The following is a 24,591-nucleotide window of genomic DNA, read 5'->3' on the forward strand; positions in this document are numbered from 1 at the left end:
GAAAACCCTCGGGCGCAAGCCCGGGGGTTTTTTGTTTGTGGGGGAATAGTTTTGGCACTTTCGTGTCGAGATTGGTGCCTCAGGTGTCGGATTACGGCTTCGCCTAATCCGACCTACGCATACAGCGTACCGTCGTTCGAGTAGGTCGGATTAGCCCGCAGGGCGTAATCCGACAATGTGGCACCCATCCCGGACCAACGCACCAGCGCCCGAGTAGGTCGGATTAGCCCACAGAGCGTAATCCGACAATGTGGCACCCACCCCGGACCAACGCACCGGCGTTCGAGTAGGTCGGATTAGCCCGCAGGGCGTAATCCGACACCTGAGGCACCGCATAGGATTTAAAGCGCCTCGTACGCCTTCTCGAGCTTTTTAAGCTGCTTCTTGCCTGCACCCCCCAAGACCTCAATCGCCAAGCGCAGGCGCGCACGGCTGACATCCGGCCCCAGGATCATCATGGAGTCCATCACTGAAAAGGACGAAGTGGTCCCCGCAATCGCCACAAAAATCGGCGCCAGGAAATCCTTGAGCTTGAGCTCCATCTGACCCGCCAGGGTTTTCAATTCATCAAAGATGGTATCCCGCTCCCAGTGCCGCAGCGCCTCCAGGCGCCACAACGCGAACTGCAACAGCTTCTTCTGCTCGTCCACCGGCAGGCTATTGGCCTCAAAATGCGCTTCCGTCAGCTTGAGATCACCGGACACCAGGAAGGCGGCCAGCGGCGCGAAGTCACCCAATGTCTCCATACGCTGCTGGGCATGAGGCAACACCGCCAGCAGCTTCTCCCGGTTGAACGCCCACTGCTGTAGACGGTCGGCGAGCTGCTCAGCACTCAAGTCTTCGCGTATCCACAGGCCGTTAAGCCAGGAAAGCTTTTCCACATCGAAAATTGGCCCCCCAAGGGACACGCGCGTGATGTCGAAGTCCGCCTGCATCTCCGCCAGGGAGAACTTCTCGCGCTCGTCAGGCATGGACCAGCCCATGCGCCCCAGGTAGTTCATCACCGCTTCGGGTAGGTAGCCGGCGTCCTTGTAATAAAGGATGCTGGTGGGGTTTTTGCGCTTACTGAGCTTGGATTTGTCCGGGTTACGCAGCAGTGGCAAATGGCACAACACAGGCGCCTCCCAGCCAAAGTATTCGTACAGCTTGAGGTGCTTGGGCGCTGAATTGATCCACTCCTCGCCGCGAATCACGTGGGTAATACCCATCAGGTGATCGTCCACCACATTGGCCAGGTGATAGGTGGGCATGCCATCGCCCTTCAGCAGAACTTGCATATCCACCTGGGACCAGTCGATCTCGATCTCGCCGCGCAGCATGTCCTGCACTGTACAGGCGCCCTCTTCCGGCACCTTCATGCGGATCACGTAGGGATCGCCGGCATCCAGACGCTGTTTGACTTCGGCCTGGCTCAGCTTCAGGCCGCGCCCGTCGTATTTGGGGGTCTCGCCCCGAGCCTGCTGTTCGGCACGCATCTCATCCAGCTCTTCACTGGTGGCAAAGCAGTAGAAGGCGTGGCCCTTTTCCACCAGCTCTTCGGCGTAGCCGCGATAGATATCCATGCGCTCGCTCTGGCGGTAGGGGCCGTGCTCGCCGCCCACGTCCGGGCCTTCATCCCACTCGATACCCAGCCAGCGCAGGCTGTCGAGAATGGCCTTTTCAGACTCCGGTGTACTGCGGGTCTGATCGGTATCTTCGATGCGCAGCAGGAACTGACCGCCGTGCTGGCGGGCAAAGCAGAGGTTGAACAGGGCAATGTAAGCGGTGCCTACATGGGGATCGCCGGTGGGCGACGGCGCGATACGGGTACGAACGGTCATAATGGCTTCCGGGTTGGCGGTGGATTCAGATGGCGGGCATTATACGTGAGGCGGCGACAGGCTAACAGGCGGAGGCTCGATGGCGCCCGCCACTTTTGAGTCATTGGGTTAAATCGGGGAACTTGTGTACACTTACGGGTTCCTCGAATAATAACCGGAAGAGCCCCGAGGGATCCGGAGGCACTTCCAGCTTTGTCACCACACGGCGGGACCCCACCATGGAGCGCAACGTACTACGCACGCTCGGCGAGAACACTCTCGACCTCATCTATGCCAAAGACCGGGACGGCCGTTTTGTATTCGCCAACGCCGCACTGGCCACCATGTTTGGCTTTGAGTCGCCCCAGGCCATGCTGGGACTCACCGACTTTGATTTACAGAGCGATGCCGAGCTCGCCCGGGGTTATCACGACGATGATCAAGCGGTCATCCGGTCGGGCGCACCGTTGCGCGACCGAGAAGAGTTGGTACCCGACTCCCGCACCGGAGAAACCCGCTGGCACTCCACCACCAAAGTGCCACTGCGCGATGATCAGGGCGAGATTGTCGGTGTCGTCGGGATCACCCGCGATATCACCGCCACCAAGAAGGCCGAACAAGAGCTTGAACAACGGGTCACCGAGCGCACCGAAAAATTTGAAGCCCTCAGCGATGTCCTGGCCGCTGAACGCAACCTGATGCGTACGTTGGTGGATGCGTTACCGGACAACATTTTTGCCAAGGACACGCACAGCCGCTTTCTGCTGGCGAACCAGGCGGTGGCCACAATGATGGTGGGCGGCGTACCGGACGACCTGTTGGGTAAAAACGACTTTGAGGTTTTCCCCCGGGAGCTGGCGCAACGCTACTACGATGATGAACGCCAGATGCTTGCAGCGGACAAACCCATTATCAACCGCGAAGAGCCCACCATTGACCAACAAACCGGCAAAACCCGATGGATGCTCACCAGTAAGGTGCCCATCAAGGACGAGCGGGGGAAGATCGTCGGCCTGGTGGGCATTGGGCGGGACATCACCCAACGTCGCGAAGCCGAGCTGGCGCTGCGGGAGAGCGAAGAGCGTTTTCGCAGCTTGTCAGAGCTCTCTTCCGACTGGTACTGGGAGCAGAATGCGCAACTGCAGTTTGTGGGCCTGACCGATATCAAAGCCAAATCGGGCTATCAACGTGACGAAGTGATTGGCAAGACCATTCACGAACTTCCAAATACGCTACTCGAGCCCTATTCCTGGCGCCAGCAGCAGGCCGCCATCCATGCCCACGAGGCATTCCGGGATCTGGAGTTGCGCCACGAGCAAGCGGGCAAAGTCAGTTACCTGAGCTTGAGTGGTTTGCCCACCTTCGACGACGAGGGCCAGTTCAGTGGTTACCGGGGCATCGGCAAAGACATTACCGAGCGCAAGCAGTCTGAGGAACAAGTCCAGTACCTGGCAACCCACGACAGTCTGACCGGCTTACCCAACCGTTTCATGTTCAACGAGATCCTCGCCTCTACCCTCGCCGCGGCCAAGCGCTATCAGCGCCGCTTTGCCGTGTTGTTTATCGACCTGGACCGGTTCAAAAATATTAACGATACCCTGGGCCACGATGCCGGTGACACCCTTCTCGTCACTATGGCCGAGCGCCTAACCCACTGCCTACGGGAAAGCGATGTCGTCGCGCGCATGGGGGGCGACGAATTTGTGATCCTGATTCAGGAGATTGAAGACCCTGACCGGGTGGCCAAAGTTGCGCGCAAGATACTGGCGTCCATCATTCAGCCGATCTCCATTCTGGAGCAGGAGTGCCGCGTTACCACCAGTATCGGGATCTGCCTCTATCCCGACGACGCCCAAGACGAACAGGCGCTGCTGAAGCACGCGGATATCGCCATGTACCGCGCCAAAGAGGAAGGCAAAAACAATTACCAGTTTTACTCTCCCGACATCAAAGCCCGCTCCCTGGAACGACTGGTATTGGAAAACAATTTGCGCACGGCACTGGAGCGCGAAGAGTTTTTCCTGCACTACCAGGCCAAGCGCGACCTGAAAACCGGCGAGCTGTCCGGTGTGGAGGCATTGGTGCGCTGGCAGCACCCTGGCCTTGGGGTCATTCCCCCTTCACAATTCATTCCATTGGCAGAGGAAACCGGTCTGATTGTGATGCTGGGTCGCTGGGTGCTGAAAACCGCCTGCCATCAGAGCGTGGCCTGGCAGAACGCCGGATTGGCACCCCTGTGTATGTCGGTGAATCTCTCGGCCCGCCAGTTCTTTGACGATAACCTGGTGAACGACGTCGCGGCCGCGCTGGAGGCCTCCGGCCTGGCACCCGAGTTGCTGGAGATGGAAATTACCGAAGGCATGGTGATGCAGGACGCCGAGCGGGCCATTGGCATTTTGCGCGCAATCAAAGAATTGGGTGTCAAGCTGGCCATTGACGATTTCGGCGTGGGCTATTCCTCTCTGGCTCAGATCAAGCGCTTCCCGATCGATACACTCAAGGTGGACAGCTCATTTATCCGCGATATTCCTGCCAACCTAGAGGACCGCGCTATCGCCGAGGCCATTATTGCCATGGGCAAGACCCTAAGCCTGACCGTGGTCGCCGAGGGGGTCGAGACCCGGGAACAGGAAACCTTTCTGCGCGACCATGCCTGCGACCAGTCCCAGGGTTACTACTTCAGCCGGCCCCTCAGTGCCGAGGACTTTGAAGCGATGCACCGTCAGCAGGCCCACTCGCCCCTGCCCTACCCGACCGACAACACCGACTGAGCAGGCCCTGAGAACCAGTAGGTCGGATTAGCCCGAAGGGGGTAATCCGACTCTGCGGCCCGCTTGTCACCAGCGATCCGAAAGCCCCCTGCCGCCGAGAGCTTGGATCGGGTTACGGCTGCGCCTAACCCGACCTACGGGTGTCAGTCGTTTTGTGCCAGGCCTGTATCAAAGGGTTTGTATTACGACGCTGGCCTCTAGTACACTGAGTGTAGAATCATGCCGACAGCAGTGGTATCAAGCCGTTCCCAGAGAGGTAACCACTGCTCCCGCCAACCTGAAAGCCATTACCCAAGAGCTCCTCGCCGCTCAGTGCGCCGATGATATCGAGCGCAGCCGGGTTTTCTTGCGCGGTGTACATCAAGCCATCACCGATAAGCTAGCGCAACCCCAAGTTCGGCTCCTGTGCACTGGTCCCCTAGGAATGCTGAATCCCGGGCAAGACTCGATGCGAATCATTGAGCTGGCGTTTTTGCCCGAGCAACGCCACCACGGCTGGGGCAAAGCCGTGCTTGGATCAATTCAAGACCACGCTGCCTCAATGAATACATGTACTGGCAGCCCGGACAGGATGAAGCTGCGGCATAAAGGAGCCTTGCCAAAGATAAAACAGGGACGCCGGAAACGGCTCGACATAAGCCGACAATCATTGAGGATAGATGCTTTGGAACCATTTCTTGGGGAAATTCGTATGGTCGGGTTCAACTTTGCTCCGCGAGATTGGGCCCTGTGCGATGGGCAATTATTGTCCACTTCCCAAAACAGCGTGCTTCTTGCACTGTTGGGGATCACTTACGGTGGTGACAGCCAAACGACGTCTGCTCTACCAGATATTCGCAGGCGTACTCCGTTAGGTCAGGGCCAGCTGCCAACTCGCGCGCACCACCTGGACCTGGCTGCAGAGAACGTCAACCTGGCACAGCCTGCCTCCTCGAACAACGGCAATGCCGAGGCACGGGGACCAAACGTCGTCCGCGCCAAGGTTCTAAAAGCACTGAATGCGCTCAATGCCTATAGCACTGATACAGATACCACGCTAAAACCGCTAACGGGGTCTATTAGCGGCGACACTCAGGCGGCAGGGGGCGGACAGCATTACTCAGTTTTACATTATCCTTAACTTCATTATGTGCTTGCAAGGGATATGCCCCCAGAGGGACTAGTAACCTACGGAGCGCCGCCAAGCCCGATGCCCCTTTTGAGGCAGGATACTCTCCAACACCCCCCGCTCAACAGGTAGCAAAGATGAAAAAGATACTTACTTTTCTTGCAGTGATTGCATCCCTCTTTTTACACACAGTTCAGGGATCAACCGCTAGCGCCGACAAGGAGCTGGAAAGCCAGCGCCTGTTGAATGCATCTGCGATGCTTGCTGAAATAACCGGCAAGTCTGACCTTCTTCTCGTAGCTGCCGAACTGGCTGAGCAGAAAGAAGCATTGGTGTCGGCGGCGAAGCGCCCCATTGATGCCAAGCTGTTCAGCTCCCTGAATGAATTGACGGGCATTGCGCCTGACGGTTCTCTATACAGCGGGATCCATCTCATCACGCATGGCCGCCCTGGCAAAATTTTACTGGGTGAACGGGAGCTTGAGGTGGATGAGCTGGCCCGGCTGCTGGATAGGCTCTTGCTTAAAGATGGAGTGGTCTACTTATACGGTTGCGATATTGCCGGCAATATTGAGGGCACTGCGTTTGTCGACTCGCTCGCTCGTCAACTCGGGCGGCCGGTCATCGCTTCAACAAACTCGACGGGGAATAGCGAACGGGGCGGTGACTGGGAATTGGAATATAGCTCTACACCATTCGACGCCGAGCCACTGTTCGCACAACGCGTAGAAGGCTTTGAGGTTCTTCTGCAAAGTAGTGATGCCATTGTTTATATTGAACATTTAAAGCAAGGTGATCCGGGTGTTGATAGGATGAGTGGAGCCAGTGACCCGGTTGTTAGTCCGGATGGCAGGCATGTATATGTGGCCGCTTATACGAGTAGCGCGATTAATATTTTCAGCAGGAACGCAGCTTCAGGTGAACTTACCCCTGCAGGTGCTGCCGTTCATAATACGGGGGGCGTCCAACATATGCAGTCGGCATTCAGCGTGGATATCAGTCCTGACGGAAAGCATGTATATGTTGGTTCGCCAAGCAGTCATGCTGTCGTTGTCTTAGCCCGTGATGAAAATACCGGGCAGCTCTCTTTTGTAGAATCAAACGTAACGGCTAATGAAGCTTTTACCGTAGGCGGTTTCATTATGGTATCGGTAAGCCCGGACGGCAAGTCGGTTTATGGTGTTGGGGGATCCGGAATACATGGCCTGGTAGTGTTTGATCGCAACCCCGAAACCGGCAGGTTAACCTATGTTGAAGAACATATAGCCGGTCAAAACGGGAATAAGTTAACCCAGGGCTTTTCCCCGATATCCAGCCCGATTAATAACATTGACTACTCTGCCGCAGGTGATTATCTCTATATAACATCCACTGCAAATGCCGTATCTGTTTATGCCAGAAATACGGATACCGGGTCTTTAACGCTGGAGCAGGTTGCAGAAAACGGAATCAACGGAGTTCAGGGCATTCAGGCTGCCTCATCTCTTGTCGTTTCGCCTGATGAAAATTTTGTTTATGTAAGCGGACAAGGTCAAAATGCTGTATCTGTGTTTTCACGCGACAAGGATACCGGACATATTACCTATGTGGAGCATTATACTAATGGTGCGGGCGGGATTAGTACCATGGCGCAAGCCCGCAGCCTGGCCATGAGTCCTGATGGGCGCTACCTGTATGTAAGTGCCATCGAAAGTGATGCCATCACGGTATTTGAAAGGAATATACATACCGGATCCCTTTCAGTTGCAGCATCAAGAGTTAATGGTCAGGATGGTGTCCTCGGTATTGCTACTGTTTCGGGCATGGTTACAGATCCACTTAATCAGCACTTATACTCAGCGGGTCAGGGTGAAAATGCTATCGCCGTTTTTAGCCTCCCCATACCGGGTATCGTATTGGCATCTGTCACAGCTTCGGCGGATGAAAGCGGACCCGCTGTTACACTTGATGATCAATTGCTGACTTTTGACAGTGATGATACACACCTGCAATCAGGCAGTGTTACGATTGAATCCGGATTTAAACCCGGCGACCAGCTCCATGTGACGACACAGGGCGGGGTAACGGCAGATTATGACGCCGATACCGGAGTGCTTACGCTAACTGGTAGCGCCACATTGGAAACCTACCGTGACATTTTACGATCTGTCAGTTTCCAGGCAGGTTCCGATCCGGATATCGGTGCCGGGGAAACTTCGGAAAGAGCAATAGCATTTCGGGTCAATGACGGCGACAATGAAAGTGCAGCGGCGATAGTAACTGTAACGGTACATGGCATTTCCGCAGCCGCAGTGACCAGCGTCGCCGTTCCTGCCAATGGCACTTACATCGCGGGCCAGAATCTGAGTTTCACCGTTAACACCAGCGAAAACGTCACCGTGAATACTGGCACCGGCACCCCGCGCATCGCATTGACGATTGGTGCAACCACCCGTTATGCCACGTATCTCAGCGGCAGTGGTACCTCCGCAGTGGTATTCCGCTACACGGTGCAGGCGGGCGATCACGATAACGATGGCATTGCCCTGGCGGCCACCCTGGACCCGGACGGTGGCACTCTGCGCGATAGCGCCGGCAATGACCTCAACACCACGCTCAATTCCGTTGGTTCCACTACAAATGTGCTGGTTGATGCCGTGGCGCCAACCGTTTCCAGTGTGAGTGTGCCTTCGAACGGTACTTATAGCACCGGCCAGCATCTCGACTTCACCGTCAACACCAGCAAAAACGTCACCGTTAATACCGGTGGCGGTACCTCACGTATCGCATTGACTATTGGTGCAACCACCCGTTATGCCACGTATCTCAGCGGCAGTGGTACCTCCGCAGTGGTGTTCCGCTACACGGTGCAGGCGGGCGATAGCGATAGTGATGGCATTGCCTTGGCGGCTGCCCTGGACCCGGATGGCGGTACCATTCGGGACAATGCCGGCAATGATTTGAACACCGCGCTGAACGCCATTGGTGATACCAGCGGTGTGCTAGTGGATACAGCCTTGCCCACGATCACTGCCGGCAACATCAATATTTCCGGAGCCACCGGCAACAACGGTGCCTATCGAATTGGCGATACCGTCACCGCCACCTGGAATAACACCGCCGGTGGCGACAACAACCTGGCCGCTAGCGACGTGTCGGTGGACTTTTCCGAGTTTGGCGGCGGTGGGGCCGTAATGGCGACCAACGACAACGACACCTGGACCGCCACCTATGACATCGTCGCCGGATCCATAGACGCGACCAACCGAAACGTCAGCGTGTCCGCCACCAATGCCAACGGCACCACCACAGTCGCCGATACCACCAACGCTACAGTGGACAATATTGCCCCCACGGTAACCGACGCCAATATCAGCATCTCCGGGGCCTCGGGCACGGGCGGCGCCTACATTATTGGCGATACGGTCACCGCCACCTGGAACAACACCGCCGGCGGCGATAACAACAGCGATACCAGCAGCGTCACCGTCGACTTTTCCGAGTTTGGCGGCGGCTCGGCCATTGCGGCGACCGAAGACGCCGGTACCTGGACCGCCAGCTTCGAGCTGGTCACGGATACGGTCGACGCCAGTGACCGCAACGTCAGCATCACCGCCACCGACGACGCGGGCAACAGCAACACCACAGCGGACATCACCAACGCCACTGTGGACACCATCGCGCCCACCGTTAGCGTCGCCAACATCACCCTGAGCGGTGCCACCGGCACCAACGGCGCTTTTATCATCGGCGATACCGTCACCGCCACCTGGGACGACTCCGCCTCCGGCGACAACAACCCCGATACCGATTCGGTCACCGTGGACTTCAGTGAGTTTGGCGGCTCGGCCATTGCGGCCACCAATAACGCGGGTGTATGGACCGCCACCTTCGACTTGAGCGCCAGCGCTATCGACGCCGCTGACCGCAATATCAGCGTCTCCGCCACCGACAATGCCGGTAACCAAACCGCCACCGCGGGTGACCACAATGTTCCGGTCAACACCATCGCCCCTCAGGTCAGTGCCGGAAACATAGCATTGAACGGCGCCTCCGGCACCGGCGGCATTTTTATCGCGGGCGACACCCTCACCGTCACCTGGGACAACACCGCCGCCGGCGATAACAACAGCCAGCCGGTAGCCAGCGTTACTGTGGACGTCTCCGCCTTTGGCGGTGGCAGCGCCGTAGCCGCCAGCGCCAGTGGCGATGAGTGGAGCGCCAGTTTCGCACTGGATGCGGGCCTGGAGGCTGACAACCTGAATGCTTCGGTCACCGCTGTTACCGAGGCGGGCAACCCAACCACCACCGCCAGCACCAGCAACGTATCGGTGGACACCCAAGTGCCCGACGCGCCGGGGGTTAGCTTCGATCAGTCGCCAATCAGCAGTGTCAACGCCGACAACATCAGCCTGACCCTGAGCGCCGCCGAAACCGACACCACCGCCAACTACAGCATCAGCAGCGATGGCGGCGGCACACCAGTGACCGGCTCGGCGACCATCACCAATGCCAACCAAACCTTAAGCGGTATCGACGCTTCGGACCTCGACGACGGCACTCTTACCGTCAGCCTGACTCTGACCGATGCGGCAGGCAATGTCTCCGACGCGGCCACCGCCACGGTTACCAAGGACGCCACGCCGGCCGAGGTGCAAAGCCTCGGCCTCACCGATGGTGACTACGCCGAGGGCGAGACGATTCACCTGACTGTCGAGCTGAACAAAGACGTTACCGTGACCGGCACCGATGCCACCCTGGCCATTGATGTTGGCCCGGAGACGCGCAGCGCCGAGTTTGTCAGCGAAGTGGATGGGCTTCTCAGCTTCCGCTACACCGTACAGGACGGGGACAATACCGATGCCAACGGTGTGACGGTATTGGCCTCCGGCATTACGCTGAACACCACCACCATTGAGGACAGCGCCAGCAACGCTGCCGACCTGAACTTCGCCCAGCAGAGCTTTGCCAATGTGCAGGTGGATACCATTGCGCCGGACGAGCCGGTGGTCACCGCCCCGGCCGAAGCCTTAAGCGTGAACACCGACACCTTTGAGATCGCCGGTACTCTGAGCGAAGACGAGGTGACGGTGCGGCTGTATGCCGACACCAATCAGGACGGCCTTCCCGATGATCCGAGTGATCCGCTGGAAAGCGCGGTGGTCGCCAGCAGCCAGTGGAGCATTGAGCACACCCTATTGCGGAACACCGACAACCATCTGGTGGTGGTGGCCCAAGACGCGGCGGGCAACCGCTCCGCGCCCGTGGCCGTGCCTGTGATCACTCACGACAATGTCGCCCCGGACGCGCCCGAAAGTCTGGCGCTGGACCCGGACAGCGACAGCGGTGCCAGTGACAGCGACGGTATTACCAACCACACCGAACTGCTGATCAGCGGCACCGCCGAAGCGGGTAGCACCGTGATACTCAACAGCAACCTGGATGACGAAGTGGGCTCCACGACCGCCAACAATGAAGGCGACTGGGAAATCACTACCGACTCCCTGACCGACGGCGAGCACCAACTGACCGCCACCACCACCGATGCGGCGGGTAATATCAGTGACGTTTCTTCTGCGTTATCCGTGACAGTCGACACCGAAGCACCAGCTCAACCCTCGGCGCCCCTACTGGAAACCAGCAGCGACTCAGGTATTTCCAATAGCGACGGCATTACCAACGACGCCACCCCGCTGATTACTGGCACCGCCGAAGCGGAAAGCCGTATTGAGCTGGTCAGTAACCTTGAGGGTGCAATCGGCGACGTTTATGTCGATGGCGCCGGTAACTGGTCCATCACCAGCGACCTGCTCAGTGACGGCAATCACCAACTGACGGTCACTGCCACTGATCTGGCGGGGAACGTCTCAGACACCTCCGAGCCGCTGGCTATCAACCTTGATACCCAGGCTCCGGTGATTACCGGCAGTGCCGCCGACAATGCCGAGCCCACTGATACCGAGGTGAACTTTGTGGTCACCTTCAGCGAGCCGGTCCACAATCTGGCCATTGCCGACTTTGCCCTAGGTACCACCGGTACCGCGACGGGCAACGTGGACACCCTCACCAGCTCTGGCGGCACTTCGGTCACGGTGTCCGTATCCAACGTGGGCGGCGAAGGCAGCCTACGCCTGGACTACACCGGCACCGGGGCCATCGATACCGCTGGCAATGCCCTGCTGCTATTTACCGGCGGCACCGCTCACGCGGTGGATACCGTGGCCCCGGATACGCCGGAGGTCAGTTTCACCCAGGACCCGGTCAACGCCGATAACCACAGCAGCATTAGCCTGAACCTGACCGATGCCGAGCTGGACAGCACGGCGGATTACACCCTCACCACCGACGGCGGTACCGGGAGTGTCAGTGGCTCGGCCACCATCACCGATGCCGATCAGACCTTAAGCGGCATCGATGTTTCAGGCCTGGCAGACGGCACCCTAACCGTCAGCCTGACCCTGACCGATGCGGCCGGCAATGTCTCCGACGCAGCGACGGCCACCGCTACCAAAGACGCGACACCTGCTTTGGTGCAAAGCGTGAGTATCACCGATGGCGACTATGCCGAGGGCGAGACGATTCACCTGACTGTCGAGCTGAACAAAGACGTTACCGTGACCGGCACCGATGCCACTCTGGCCATCGACATTGGCCCGGACACGCGCAATGCCGAATTTGTCAGCGAAGTCGATGGACTCCTGAACTTCCGCTACACCGTGCAGGACGGCGATAACACCGATGCCAACGGCGTGACGGTATTGGCCTCCGGTATTACCTTGAATACCACCACCATCGAAGACAGCGCCGGCAACGCCGCTGACCTCAGCTTTGCCCAGCAGAGCTTTGACAGTGTGCAGGTGGATACCATTGCGCCGGATGAACCGGTGGTGAGCGCCCCCGCCGAAGCGCTAAGCGTGAGCACCGACAACTTCGAAATTGCTGGCAGCTTGGGCGAGGACGACATTACGGTGCGGCTCTACGCCGACAACAATCAGGACGGCACCCCCGATGATCCGAGCGATCCGCTGGAAAGTGCCGTGGTCACAAGCGGCCAGTGGAGTATCGACCACACTCTGATACAAAACAGCGACAACCATTTGGTCGTCATTGCTCAGGACGCGGCGGGTAACCGCTCCGCCCCCGTAGCCGTGCCGGTAATCACTCACGACAATATCGCACCGGCTGCACCCGAAAATCTGGCACTGGACCCGAGCACCGACAGCGGTGCCAGCGACAGCGACGGTATTACCAACATCACCGAGCTGCTGATCAGCGGCACCGCCGAAGCCAACAGCACGGTAATACTCACCAGCGACCTGGACGGCGAAGTGGGCTCTGCCACGGTAGACAGCGACGGCGATTGGGAAATCACAACCGACACCTTGAACGACGGCGAACACGAACTCACCGCCATTGCCACCGATGCGGCGGCTAATAGCAGTGACGCCTCTTCTATGTTGACCGTGACGGTGGATACCCAGGCACCCACCATCGGTGCCATTGCCAACCAGCACATCAGTCTGATACACGGCAGTAACCCCATCAGTTTTACTCTGACAGATGATGTCACCGATGCCGATACCATTGACCTGGAACTGACCAGCAGCGACGCCGACGTGTTGCCCGAGACCAGGATCGACCTGGGCGGCAGTGGTGAAGACCGGTCAATGCTGTTGTTGGGTGAGGCACCCGGTGTGACCGAAATTACCCTGACGGCCACCGATACGGCGGGCAATAGTGAATCCCTCAGTTTCGAAGTACTTGTCAATACACCGCCCAGCATCGGTGGCGACCCTGCGGACTCGGTAGACACCCATCAGTCTTACCGTTTCGAGCCCAGCGCCACTGACCCGAATGGGGGCACACTGATGTTCAGCATCAGCAATACCCCGCCATGGGCAGAGTTCGACAGCACCACCGGGGCACTCAGTGGTACACCTACTGACGTGGGCAGTTTCAGTAACATTGTGATCACCGTCACCGACGGCCTCGACTCGGCCACCCTGGCGCCCTTTGCTATTGAGGTACAGCAAGGCAACCGGAAACCGGAAATCAGCGGCGATCCACCCACAGAGGTGATGGTGGGCGAGGTCTATCACTTTGCGCCCAGCGCCAGCGACCCCGACGGTGACACCCTAAGCTTCAGTGCCAGCGGGCTACCGGGCTGGCTGTCGCTCAATCGCGATACCGGCGAACTTACCGGCACGCCAGACGAGGCGGACAAAGGTGCCAGCGCCACTGTCACTCTGAGTGTGAGCGACGGCGAACTGAGCGACAGCCTGCCAGGGTTTACGGTGACCGTCATTGCCTTTGAAGATATCGAGCCGCCGCAATTGACGGTACCAGCAGACCGGGTGATTGATGCCCGCGAATTGCGTCCGCGCATCACCCTGGCGCAACTTCTTGGATTGCCCGCCGATGCCGGCGGTGAGCCACTGGCCGACGCTCTGGCAGTACTGACCACAGACAACGTGGACGGCGACGGCTGTTGCTCACCCATGGCAGAAGGGTTTGAAAGCGGTAGCCAGCGCCTGCGCCCGGGCCGCCACGATATTGTCTGGCGCGCAGTGGACAGCGCCGGCAATGAAGCCGAGGTCATTCAGACGCTGTACTTACGACCCATGGTTTCTCTTAGCCGGGATCAGGTTACCCTGCCCGGTAACCAAGTATCCGTTCGGGCCATACTTAACGGGCCCTCACCCTTCTATCCTTTCGAGGTACCCTACACCCTCGATAGCGACACCACCGCTTCTGCCGAGGATCACGACCTAAGCGACGGCACCCTGGTGTTTGAGCAGGGCGAAACAGAAAAAACCCTGACAGTAACCCTGAGCGACAGCGCCAATCTGAATAACCGTGAGTTGGTCATCCGACTTGACGACCGTGACGACACCCGCCTGAATGAAAGCTACAGCGGTGAGGCGCCGGCATTGCATCACCTCAATACCAGTGCAAGGCACCGGCATGTGATCCGAATCCTGGAAGGCAATGTGCCGCCGCGAGTGGCCCTGCAGCTGACCCAAGGCGGTCGCAGCGCTGCCCTGGTGGCGCCGGATGCGGGCCCCGTGACCGTCGCCGCCACTGTAGTGGACCCCAACACTGATGACAGCCACAGTTTTGACTGGTCGAACACCGACAACTCACTGACCGCCAGCGCCAACGGCGTGACCGCAGAGCAATTGGTCTTTGATCCCTCAGATCTGTCACCGGGGCGCTACAGCGTTGAAGTGTGGGTCACCGACAGTGGCGGCGAGAGCGGCCGGGCGCGCCTGCCCGTGCGCGTAGTAGCAACCTTGCCTGAACTCGACCCCGAGCAGGACAGCAACGATAACGGCATTGACGATGCCACCGAGGGCCTGGGAGACCGCAACAACAACGGCATCCCGGACTATCTGGATGCCACACCCTCGGCCAACGTCCTGCCACACCAGATCGCACAGCGCGAGAGCTTCCTGCTGGAGTGCGACCCCGGGGTGCGCTGCCGTATTGGCTCCCGCGCCCTGATGGGTGATTCCGGCGGTGTGCTGTTGGTGGATGATGACTTCGACCGGCAATCGGACCTGCCTACCGACGACGGGTTCGAACCGATCGGAGGCGTGTTTGATTTTGAACTGCACGACCTGCTGGAACCCGGCCAAAGTGTTCGGGTGGTGGTGCCGCAACGGGCTCCCATTGTGCCGGATGCGGTCTATCGCAAACTGGTCAACGGCCAGTGGCAGGACTTTGTCGAGGACGAGGGCAACGCCCTGCACTCAGCCGGCGGCGAAGAAGGGCAGTGCCCACCACCGGGAGACGACACTTGGGAGCCGGGCTTGGCGGAAGGCCACTGGTGCGTTCAGCTCACCCTTGAAGACGGTGGCCCCAACGATGCCGACGGCGAGCGCGATGGCTCGATTAGCGACCCTGGGGCGGTCAGCCGCCGAATTGACAATCAAGACGAAGAGGAGCCACCGGAGCAGGAGCCCCCTGAAGAGGAGAATCCAGAAGAAGAGGCTACCGAGCCTGTGGAGCAGGTCAGGATCAGCAGTGCGGGCCGCAGCTCGGGCCACAGTAGTCTGGGACTATGGCTGCTGGTTTTGGTCGGCGGTTTGCGCCCAACACTGACTGCACTCAAGGCACGTGCTCGCCGCAACGCCAAGCGTGACGACAGAAACAACGGAGAACGCACATGAGTAGATACAATGTCTTGGGCCTGACACTGGTCACCCTGTCGCTACCCTTGAGCGCCGCCGACGCCCGCGAAGCTTCCCTGTGGGACAGCAATCGCCTATACCTGGGTGGCACCGTCGGGGTTGCCCACAGCGGTATCAGCCAACAGCGGGTCACCGACCGCTTTGCCGGGCTGGGTTATGACTTTGACGTTGAGCTGGAAGACCGCACTCGCGGCGCTTGGGGTGCGCTGGCCGGCTACCAGTGGAGCCGTCATTTCGCCACCGAGATTGGCTTTGTCGATATGGGGGGTGTGACGGCGCTCATCTCCGGGCAACCGAGCCGGATCCAGGACTACCTGGATAGCGGTGCCGACGCTCTGCCCCAGTCACTGAGCGGTTGGGAGCTCGCCGCCCTGGGGCACTATCCGCTGGGTGAGCACTATTACCTCTACGCCCGCGCCGGCGTAATGTTTAGCCGGGTTAGCACCCGCGCCGAGTCGCTATCGGACCAGGACTGGCAGCGCAGCGCAGAGGGACCCAGTCTTGGGCTGGGAGTGGGTTATCGTTTCGATCATCACTGGCGCGCCCGTCTGGGCTTGAGTTACTACGACCTGGATCAACAGCGCACCACCTTGGCCGGCCTGAGCCTCATCTATCAGTTGGGACAGCCGGCGGAGCGCCCTACCCGCACACCAGCACCGATGGTAGAACCCGCACCCGAGCGGCCAGATCGGACCGAGCCGGCCCCCTCACCTGCAAGCTACCCCGACGGCCCGAGTCTGGCCTTGACCTTTGCTTACAACAGCCATGCAGTGGGAGACGAGTTTGTAGGCAGGCTGGCCGAAGTGGCTGAGCAGCTACATGACGATCCTAAGCTGCGCCTACAACTGACCGGCCATGCTGACAGCTGGGGGCCAAGCGACTACAACCAGGCGTTATCAGTAGAACGGGCTGAGGCCGTACGTGACTTTATGGTCGAGGCCTTCGAGCTTGCGCCGGAGCGCTTTGAGGTGCGCGGCTACGGCGATCAGCGCCCGTTTGTCAACAATGACACCCCCGAGGGGCGGTCAATGAACCGCCGGGTAATCCTCGAATGGCTTGAGCCCTAGCGCGAATCCCCCAGTCCTTCAAAAAAGTATTGAGCGTTGCGCGCCAGAGACTCCAGATGGTACCCCCCTTCCTGCACCACCAGTGTGGGCAGGTTCAGGGCCCGAATGGCTGCGCCCATGCGCTCAAAGCCCTGGGAAGTGACCGAGACCTTGGCCTGGGGATCTTCCTCATACACGTCAAACCCCAAGGCCACAACCAGCACGTCTGGCTGATATAGACGAATGGCCTTGGCGGCCTCCTCCAGGCGGTCGAAGAACACCGACTCGGGCGAGTCGTGGGGCATGGGCATATTGATATTGTAGCCGTAACCTTTGCCCTGGCCGCGTTCGTCTTCATAGCCGCTGACCACCGGATAGAAATTGGTAGGATCCCCGTGGATAGAGACGTAGAGCACGTCGTCGCGCTCGTAGAAAATCTCCTGGATACCCTGACCGTGGTGCATATCCGGGTCAAGAATCGCCACCTTGCCAAAGTTGCCGCGCAGCGCTTCGGCAGCGATGGCGGCGTTATTCAGGTAACAGAAGCCCCCGGCCGCATCGCGCCGGGCGTGGTGGCCCGGAGGGCGGCAGACGGCATAGGAGCGGCGCTCCCCCGCCAACAGTTCGTTAGCGGCCGACAGTGCGCTCTGGGCCGACCAGTAGGCCGCCTCCCAGGTGCCGGGGCCAATCGGGCAGCTGCCATCGGCTTGGTAACGGGCCGACTCGGCCAGAATACCGCGTAGGGGATTGGGCGAGCGTACAAAAATATTGGACATCACCTCCTCGCCCCAACCCTCTGGCCAGCGCCGATGAGCCGACTCCAGAAAGCGCAAGTAGCCGAGGTCGTGCACCCGCCCGATCATCTCCAGCCCGTGGTCAGTGGCGGTGGTGGGCTCGACGCCCGACGCTTTCAGGCCTTTGAGCAGCTCCGGCGTGCGGGCCGGCAGTTCCTGGGGCGGCCGCATCTGTCCACGGTTCAGGTATGATTGCGGGGCATGTTTGTCCTGGCTGGGGTGGAAAAAAGCTTTCACAGGCGACTCCTAATGCAAGTTGGCTCCCTGCATATTAGCTGCCCTGAGGCGATTTACCCAAACCTTTGGGTCATTCCGGTTGGGACGCCAAGGGTTATCCGGTAGAATACGCCCCCTTCGCGCCGACGCTCGGCGCCCACTTCCCAGCCGGACCCTATTTGTGATCTCAACCGCCAACATCACCATGCAGTTCGGGGCCAAGCCCCTGTTCGAAAATGTCTCCGTCAAATTCAACAACGGCAACCGCTACGGCCTTATCGGCGCCAACGGCTGCGGCAAATCCACATTCATGAAGATTCTGGGCCGGGAACTCGAGCCCTCCGGTGGCCAGGTGATGCTGGAGCCCAACGTGCGCCTGGGTATCCTGCGCCAGGACCAGTTCGCCTACGAAGAGCACAGCGTGCTCGATACAGTGATCATGGGCCACACCGAGCTGTGGAAAATCAAGGCCGAACGCGACCGCATCTACGGCCTGGCGGAGATGAGCGAAGACGACGGCATGAAGGTCGCCGAGCTGGAAGTGCAGTTTGCAGAGCTGGATGGCTACACCGCCGAGGCCCGCGCGGGTGAGCTGCTCTTGGGGCTGGAGATTCCCGAGGCCCAACACACCGGCCCCATGAGCGCCATCGCACCCGGCTGGAAGCTGCGGGTGCTCTTGGCCCAGGCGCTGTTCTCCGATCCGGACGTGTTGCTGCTGGATGAGCCCACCAACAACCTGGACATCAATACCATCCGCTGGCTGGAAGATATCCTGACTCAGCGCAACAGCACTATTATCATCATTTCCCATGACCGGCACTTTCTCAACAGCGTGTGTACGCACATGGCGGACCTGGATTTTGGCGAGTTGCGCGTCTACCCGGGCAACTACGACGACTACATGACGGCGTCCACGCAGGCGCGCGAGCGCCTCCACAGCGAGAACGCCAAAAAGAAATCCCAGATTGCCGACTTGCAGGCCTTTGTCAGCCGCTTTTCTGCCAACGCCTCCAAGGCCAAGCAGGCCACCTCCCGCGCCAAGCAGCTGGAGAAGATCAAACTCGAGGATATCCCGCCGTCGAGCCGGGTCAGCCCCTTTATCCGTTTTACCCAGGACAAGAAGCTGCACCGCATGGCGGTCACGGTCGAGAAAGCGGGCAAGGCGTTCGACAAGCCGCTGTTTGAGGACCTGGATCTGAGCGTAGAAGCGGGCGAACGGATTGCCATTATCGGCCCCAACGGCGCCGGTAAGACCACCCTGCTGCGCTGCCTGTACGGTGACGTCAAGCCGGATGCGGGCAACATCAAGTGGGCCGAACAGGCCGACGTGGGTTATGTGGCGCAGGACCATTCCGATGATTTTGCCCACGAGGCGACCCTGTTTGAGTGGATGCAGCAGTGGACCACTGGCGACGAGCAAGTGGTCCGCGGTGCCCTCGGGCGCATGCTGTTTTCCAATGACGATGTGAGAAAGTCGGTACGGGTGATCTCCGGCGGCGAGCAAGGCCGGATGCTGTTCGGCAAGCTCAGCCTGATCAACCCCAACGTCATGCTGATGGACGAGCCCACCAACCACCTGGACATGGAGTCCATCGAGGCGCTCAACCTGGCCCTGGAGAACTACCCCGGGACCCTGATTTTTGTCAGTCACGACCGGGAGTTCGTCTCCTCCCTGGCCACCCGCATTATCGACATGAGACCCGAAGGCCTGGTGGATTTCCACGGCTCCTACGACGAGTACCTGCGCAGCCAGGGCTTGTGATTGGGGGCACTTTTGCAGGCTAATTTTGTTATGATTGGCCGCTAACGATGCACTAGCTGGAAGAGAGAGCCCCTTATGCTGATCGAAGCCCCCGTTTCTCTGGGTGAGATGGTCGATAAAATCACCATTCTCGAGATTAAGACCGCCCAGATTACTGATGCTGACAAGCTCAAGAACGTCCGCCATGAGCTGGACGTCCTGACCCGTAAACTCAACGACCTGCTCGATGCCGAGGGCCTTGCGAAGCTGGCACCGCTCAAGGATTCGCTCAAAGCGATTAACCAGGAGCTGTGGATCATCGAGGACGATATCCGCGATTGCGAGCGCGCCAAGGATTTCGGCGAGAAATTTGTAGCACTGGCGCGAGCGGTCTACGTCACCAACGACAAGCGCGCCGCGGTAAAAAAAGACATCAATCTGGCCTTTGGCTCGGAATTGGTGGAAGAAAAGTCCTATAAGGACTACCAATAAGCGATGAAAGTCCTGCTGGTCAAAATGTCGTCCATGGGCGACATTTTTCACACATTCCCGGCAATCAGCGATCTCAAGGCGGCCCGACCCGACATTGAGCTGCATTGGGTTGTCGAAGAAAACTTTGCCGCTATGGTGCGTTGGCACCCGGGCGTGGACCGGGTCATCATCAGCCATCAGCGCCGCTGGCTCAAACAACGCAATGGCGCCGCCTGGCGTGAATTCAAAGCCTTTCGCAAGCAACTGCGAGAGACCCAATACGACCTGGTGATCGACGCCCAGGCACTGATCAAAAGCATGCTCATCGCCCGCTGCGCCAGAACGCCAGTGGTCGCCGGTTACGACCGCAACTCCCTCCGGGAAAAGCCCGCCACCTGGGGCTACCACCGCACCTACCGCGTGGCTTACACCGACCATGCGGTGACCCGTAACCGGCTGCTCCTCGCCCAGGCACTCGATTATCCGGTGCCGGAAACGCTGAATTTTGGTATTCGTGAGCACTTTGCCGATGTCCGACGCGAAACGGGCACTCTGGTGTTTGTGGTGGGTACCAGCTGGCGCACCAAACTGTGGAGCCCGGAGCGCTGGTTCTCACTTGCCGAGCGGGCCGCACAAGCGGGCTATCGTATCGAGGTCATCTGGGGCAGCGACGACGAACATCAGCTCGCCCAACAGATTGTCGAACAGTGTCCGGCGGCGAGCTGCTCGGGCGAGCGTTTGTCCATTGACGCCGTTGCCCGACGTCTGGTGGCGGCAGCCGGGGTGGTGGGACTGGACACCGGCTTTGCGCACTTGGCAGGCGCATTGGAAACACCGACCATCGCACTCTATGGTGCCACCTCGCCGGATAAGTACGGCCTGATTGGCGAGCACACCTGCAACCTTCAGGTCACACCCGCCCTGCCCTGCATGCCCTGTCACAAACGCCGCTGCGCACTGCTGCCCGAGGGCAGCCTGGACACGCCCCCCTGCATGACCGGAATCAGCGCCGAGCAGGTATGGCTGCCGCTGCAACGGCTAATGAAACAAACCTAGGTTTATCGTATGCGTATTTTGTTTATCAAACACAGCCTGGATCGTTCCGAATTGGACATGGTGATGGCACTGCATCAACGCGGGGTCTACATCCGGGTCCTGGCATTGCCCGGATCCCTCGGCAGTGACCAGATGGCGGCAGAAGGCATCTTTATCGCCTCCAAAAATTATCGCTCCAAAATCAGCATTCCGTTGATTTCTCAGATTCGCGGCCTTATCAAATACCTGAAATTTGACCTGCTCCACTGTCCAGAGAGCAAGGGCCTGGGTAATGCGATCTTTGCCAGCTATTTTACGCCGGTCAAGATCGTCGCCTACCGCGGCACCCTGGCGCGCATTCATCGAACTGACCCCGGTATCTGGCTGGGGCTACTGCACCCCAAGGTCAACAAGATCATCTGCGTCAACCAGTCCATTTACGACTACCTGGGAAAGTTTTTTCCCGATCAGAAGCTGATGCTCAACTACAAGGGCTACGACGTCAGCTGGAATCAGTACGACGGCATTGACGAGCAGCCGATGCCCGCCTGCGCGCAGGACCCGGATGCCTTTGTGGTCATGTATATCGCGGAAGCGAAAAATCGACCCCATAAAGGGCTGGGCACACTGGTCGACGCGATGCATCAGTTAAAGAGCGAGCAGGTGCATCTGATTTTTATTGGGAGTCACGACGAGAGCGTTGAGAAACAGGCCCTGGCGGGCAAAGCCGGCGCGCGCATTCACTTTATGGGCATGCTGCCCTACGCGGCGCAATATCTGAAATATGCCAATACCTTTGTGCTGCCTTCCACCCGCGACGGTTTTCCACGCGTCATCAAGGAAGCCATGGCTGAGGGCCTGCCGGTCATAAGTACGGACATCCCCGGCCCGAACGAGCTGGTCATCGACGGTGAAACCGGTCTTTTGGTAGAAGCCGGCTCAGCTACCGCCATTGCCACAGCGATTGACACGCTCGCCGCCGACCCGAAAAATTGCCGAGCACTGGGCGAACGCGGCCGACAATTTCTACAGGACAAATTCTCCACCACGGCATTCACCGATAAAACTCACGCCCTGTACAAGGCGCTTGTGGGCTAAACCGGAGTTCATCCATGAAAGAAACACTCGTCGACTGGCTCGAAGGCATCGGCCTGGACATGACACCCCTACTGACCTTTGGAATCGTCATGGGGCTGATCCTGGCCATTTCACTGCTGGTGCACATCGTGCTGCATTACGGTGTGCTGGCAACCATCAGTCGTCTGGCCACCCGCCAGGAGAACACCTGGCGCCGGGCAATCTTTGATCATTCGCTCTTTACCCGTATTGCCTTCGCGCTTCAGGGCATCATCATCTACATTCAGGCGGGTGTCTGGCTCGATACCGACTCCGACGCTCAGCAGCTCATCCAGATGCTCTGCCAGCTCTGGATACTGATGTTTGCCACGCTAGCCCTGTTTTCATTGCTGGATGTACTGCTCGATATTTTCCGCCGCCATGAATCCAATCGCAAACTGCCGCTGCGCGGGATTTTTCAGAGCGTGAAGCTGATCGCCGCGATACTCGCGATCATTCTCATGATCTCCATTCTCATCGGGCGCTCACCCCTGATTCTGTTTAGCGGCCTGGGCGCCATGACCGCGGTGCTGATGCTGGTATTCAAAGACCCGATCATGGGCTTGGTCGCCGGTATCCAGTTGTCGGTGAACAAAATGCTCGCGGTCGGCGACTGGCTGGAAATGCCCAAGTACGGCGCCGACGGCGAAGTCACCGATGTGGCCCTGACCACCGTCAAGGTACGCAACTGGGACAACACCATTACCACTGTACCAACCTACGCGCTGATCGCGGACTCCTTCAAGAATTGGCGCGGCATGACTGACGCGGGCGGGCGGCGGATCAGCCGCCCGGTCCACATTGATGCCCGCAGTGTGCACTTTCTGAGTGAAGAGGAGATCGAACGGCTGCGCAAGGCACAGCTGATTACCGGCTACATTGAGGAAAAACTTGCGGAAATCGAGACCTACAACACCGAGCACAAGGTCGATAAAAGTTCGCTCGTCAATGGGCGCCGCCTGACCAACCTCGGTACCTTTCGGGCCTACCTGGCGCGCTATCTGAAAGAGAATCCCAGTATCCATCAGAACATGATCCAGATGGTAAGGCAGATGGAACCCACCGCCCACGGCATCCCGCTGCAGGTCTATGCATTTACCAATGACACGGCCTGGGTCAAATACGAGGCGATTCAATCGGACCTGTTCGATCACATTTTTGCGGTCCTGCCGGAGTTTGGCCTGCGCGTGCACCAGGTGCCCACCGGCCACGATATGCAACAGATCGGCTGCCGTGACCAACCCGACAACTAACAGGAACCAGACCATGATCACCCACGAACCCAATCCCCACTACCGCGCCGACCCCAACCGTTACGCCGCCATGCCCTACCGACGCTGCGGCAAAAGCGGCCTGAAATTGCCAGCGCTGTCATTGGGTCTGTGGCAAAACTTCGGCGGCGTGGACTCCTTCAGCAATGCCCGCGCCATGATGTTGCGCGCCTTTGATCTGGGCATTACCCATTTTGATCTGGCCAATAACTATGGGCCACCCTACGGTTCGGCAGACGAAACTTTTGGCCGCGTGATGGACAGGGATCTGAAACCTTACCGGGATGAGCTGATCATCTCCAACAAGGCCGGCTACGATATGTGGCCCGGGCCTTACGGTATTGGCGGCTCGCGCAAGTACCTGGTGGCCAGTTGCGATCAAAGCCTGAAGCGCACCGGCGTGGACTACTTCGATATTTTTTACTCCCACGCACCGGACCCGGAGACACCGCTGGAAGAGACCATGCAAGCGCTGGATTACATTGTGCGCTCGGGCCGTGCGCTCTATGTGGGTATCTCCAGTTACTCGCCCGAGGATACCCGGCGGGCAACGGAAATCCTCAACGACCTGGGCACCCCCCTTCTGATTCACCAACCGCGCTATAACCTCCTCGATCGTTGGATTGAGGATGGATTGACAGACGTACTGGATGATCAGGGCGTGGGTGCCATTGTGTTCTCACCCCTGAACCAGGGATTGCTCACCGATAAATACCTGCAGGGCATTCCCGAAGGCTCGCGCGCGGCGCGCGCCGAACAGATTTACCTGAACGAAAAGGATATTGGCGAAGAAACCCTCGCTGCCATTGCCGCCCTCAACACCATTGCCCAACAACGGGGACAAAGTCTGGCGCAGATGGCCCTGGCCTGGGTATTGAACAACCCGACCGTAACCAGCGCCATCATTGGTGCCAGCCGGGTGCAGCAGATCGAGGAGTCGGTGGCCGCGTTGGATAAGTTGGCGTTCAGTGACGATGAGTTGGCGGCGATTGAATCGGTGATCAATCCGTAGAGCGATCGGATTTTGCCAGTAAAGATGGGTGCGTCATGT

The 24,591-nt window shown here is 59.0% G+C and carries 13 protein-coding genes and 1 pseudogene; 11 read left to right on the forward strand and 3 right to left on the reverse strand.

The features are described 5' to 3' along the window. Positions 1-341 precede the first annotated feature (341 nt). A complete protein-coding gene (gene gltX / locus DKW72_RS15155) occupies positions 342-1,820 on the reverse strand; it encodes a glutamate--tRNA ligase (protein WP_111643240.1) in 1,479 nt (492 codons plus the stop codon). Between the two features lie 218 nt (positions 1,821-2,038). Between gltX and DKW72_RS15160 the strand changes: the two genes are divergently transcribed. Beyond that, positions 2,039-4,570 (forward strand): sensor domain-containing protein, encoded by a 2,532-nt coding sequence (locus DKW72_RS15160; RefSeq protein WP_111643241.1) that lies wholly within the window; start codon positions 2,039-2,041, stop codon positions 4,568-4,570. Positions 4,571-4,787: 217 nt separating this feature from the next. Here the strand turns inward: DKW72_RS15160 and DKW72_RS16445 are convergent, their stop codons facing one another. Continuing rightward, complete coding sequence (locus DKW72_RS16445) at positions 4,788-4,931, reverse strand: hypothetical protein (protein WP_157960514.1); 144 nt, start codon at positions 4,929-4,931, stop codon at positions 4,788-4,790. A gap of 87 nt (positions 4,932-5,018) precedes the next feature. Between DKW72_RS16445 and DKW72_RS15165 the strand changes: the two genes are divergently transcribed. The 4 genes and pseudogenes from DKW72_RS15165 to DKW72_RS15175 all read left to right on the forward strand — a co-directional run bounded on the left by DKW72_RS15165 (position 5,019) and on the right by DKW72_RS15175 (position 16,917). Continuing rightward, positions 5,019-5,690 carry a phage tail protein gene (locus tag DKW72_RS15165; protein WP_232522435.1) on the forward strand — a complete coding sequence of 224 codons (672 nt, stop codon included), beginning with the start codon at positions 5,019-5,021 and terminating at the stop codon, positions 5,688-5,690. Between the two features lie 245 nt (positions 5,691-5,935). Then, positions 5,936-7,438, forward strand: a pseudogene (locus tag DKW72_RS16815) (beta-propeller fold lactonase family protein); the annotation flags it as partial. Positions 7,439-7,969: 531 nt separating this feature from the next. Then, the gene (locus DKW72_RS15170) at positions 7,970-15,829 is read left to right on the forward strand and encodes a beta strand repeat-containing protein (RefSeq protein ID WP_232522436.1); all 7,860 of its coding nucleotides are present in this window, start codon (positions 7,970-7,972) and stop codon (positions 15,827-15,829) included. After that, positions 15,826-16,917, forward strand: a complete 1,092-nt coding sequence (locus DKW72_RS15175; protein WP_111643243.1) for an OmpA family protein — start codon at positions 15,826-15,828, stop codon at positions 16,915-16,917. The genes DKW72_RS15170 and DKW72_RS15175 overlap by 4 nt, the downstream gene beginning before the upstream one ends. Here the strand turns inward: DKW72_RS15175 and DKW72_RS15180 are convergent. Next, a complete protein-coding gene (locus tag DKW72_RS15180) occupies positions 16,914-17,927 on the reverse strand; it encodes a histone deacetylase family protein (protein ID WP_111643244.1) in 1,014 nt (337 codons plus the stop codon). The two genes, DKW72_RS15175 and DKW72_RS15180, sit on opposite strands and share 4 nt — an antisense overlap. A 160-nt stretch (positions 17,928-18,087) precedes the next feature. On the opposite strand from DKW72_RS15180, the gene DKW72_RS15185 reads away from it, so the two are divergent. The 6 genes from DKW72_RS15185 to mgrA all read left to right on the forward strand — a co-directional run bounded on the left by DKW72_RS15185 (position 18,088) and on the right by mgrA (position 24,552). Then, positions 18,088-19,668, forward strand: coding sequence for an ABC-F family ATPase (locus DKW72_RS15185; protein ID WP_111643245.1), 1,581 nt, complete (start codon positions 18,088-18,090; stop codon positions 19,666-19,668). A 75-nt stretch (positions 19,669-19,743) separates the two neighbouring features. Beyond that, the gene (locus DKW72_RS15190) at positions 19,744-20,139 is read left to right on the forward strand and encodes a DUF6165 family protein (RefSeq protein ID WP_111643246.1); all 396 of its coding nucleotides are present in this window, start codon (positions 19,744-19,746) and stop codon (positions 20,137-20,139) included. A 3-nt stretch (positions 20,140-20,142) separates the two neighbouring features. Continuing rightward, complete coding sequence (gene waaC / locus DKW72_RS15195; protein WP_111643247.1) at positions 20,143-21,174, forward strand: lipopolysaccharide heptosyltransferase I; 1,032 nt, start codon at positions 20,143-20,145, stop codon at positions 21,172-21,174. A gap of 9 nt (positions 21,175-21,183) precedes the next feature. Continuing rightward, on the forward strand, positions 21,184-22,251 hold the full coding sequence (locus DKW72_RS15200; RefSeq protein WP_111643248.1) for a glycosyltransferase: 1,068 nt from the start codon (positions 21,184-21,186) through the stop codon (positions 22,249-22,251). 14 nt (positions 22,252-22,265) lie between these two features. Next, complete coding sequence (locus DKW72_RS15205) at positions 22,266-23,522, forward strand: mechanosensitive ion channel family protein (protein ID WP_111643249.1); 1,257 nt, start codon at positions 22,266-22,268, stop codon at positions 23,520-23,522. Between the two features lie 13 nt (positions 23,523-23,535). Then, positions 23,536-24,552, forward strand: coding sequence for an L-glyceraldehyde 3-phosphate reductase (gene mgrA, locus DKW72_RS15210; RefSeq protein WP_111643250.1), 1,017 nt, complete (start codon positions 23,536-23,538; stop codon positions 24,550-24,552). Positions 24,553-24,591 lie beyond the last annotated feature (39 nt).

Origin of the sequence: Marinimicrobium alkaliphilum, assembly GCF_003259155.1 — a bacterium.
In the GTDB taxonomy this organism is placed as follows: domain Bacteria; phylum Pseudomonadota; class Gammaproteobacteria; order Pseudomonadales; family Cellvibrionaceae; genus Marinimicrobium_A; species Marinimicrobium_A alkaliphilum.

What these genes read in the sequence shown, in the direction of transcription:
- gltX (WP_111643240.1), bottom strand. Translation starts at nt 1,820, where the DNA reads ATGACCGTTCGTACCCGTATCGCGCCGTCGCCCACCGGCGATCCCCAT.
- DKW72_RS15160 (WP_111643241.1), top strand. Translation starts at nt 2,039, where the DNA reads ATGGAGCGCAACGTACTACGCACGCTCGGCGAGAACACTCTCGACCTC.
- DKW72_RS16445 (WP_157960514.1), bottom strand. Translation starts at nt 4,931, where the DNA reads ATGTACACCGCGCAAGAAAACCCGGCTGCGCTCGATATCATCGGCGCA.
- DKW72_RS15165 (WP_232522435.1), top strand. Translation starts at nt 5,019, where the DNA reads ATGCGAATCATTGAGCTGGCGTTTTTGCCCGAGCAACGCCACCACGGC.
- DKW72_RS15175 (WP_111643243.1), top strand. Translation starts at nt 15,826, where the DNA reads ATGAGTAGATACAATGTCTTGGGCCTGACACTGGTCACCCTGTCGCTA.
- DKW72_RS15190 (WP_111643246.1), top strand. Translation starts at nt 19,744, where the DNA reads ATGCTGATCGAAGCCCCCGTTTCTCTGGGTGAGATGGTCGATAAAATC.
- waaC (WP_111643247.1), top strand. Translation starts at nt 20,143, where the DNA reads ATGAAAGTCCTGCTGGTCAAAATGTCGTCCATGGGCGACATTTTTCAC.
- DKW72_RS15200 (WP_111643248.1), top strand. Translation starts at nt 21,184, where the DNA reads ATGCGTATTTTGTTTATCAAACACAGCCTGGATCGTTCCGAATTGGAC.
- DKW72_RS15205 (WP_111643249.1), top strand. Translation starts at nt 22,266, where the DNA reads ATGAAAGAAACACTCGTCGACTGGCTCGAAGGCATCGGCCTGGACATG.
- mgrA (WP_111643250.1), top strand. Translation starts at nt 23,536, where the DNA reads ATGATCACCCACGAACCCAATCCCCACTACCGCGCCGACCCCAACCGT.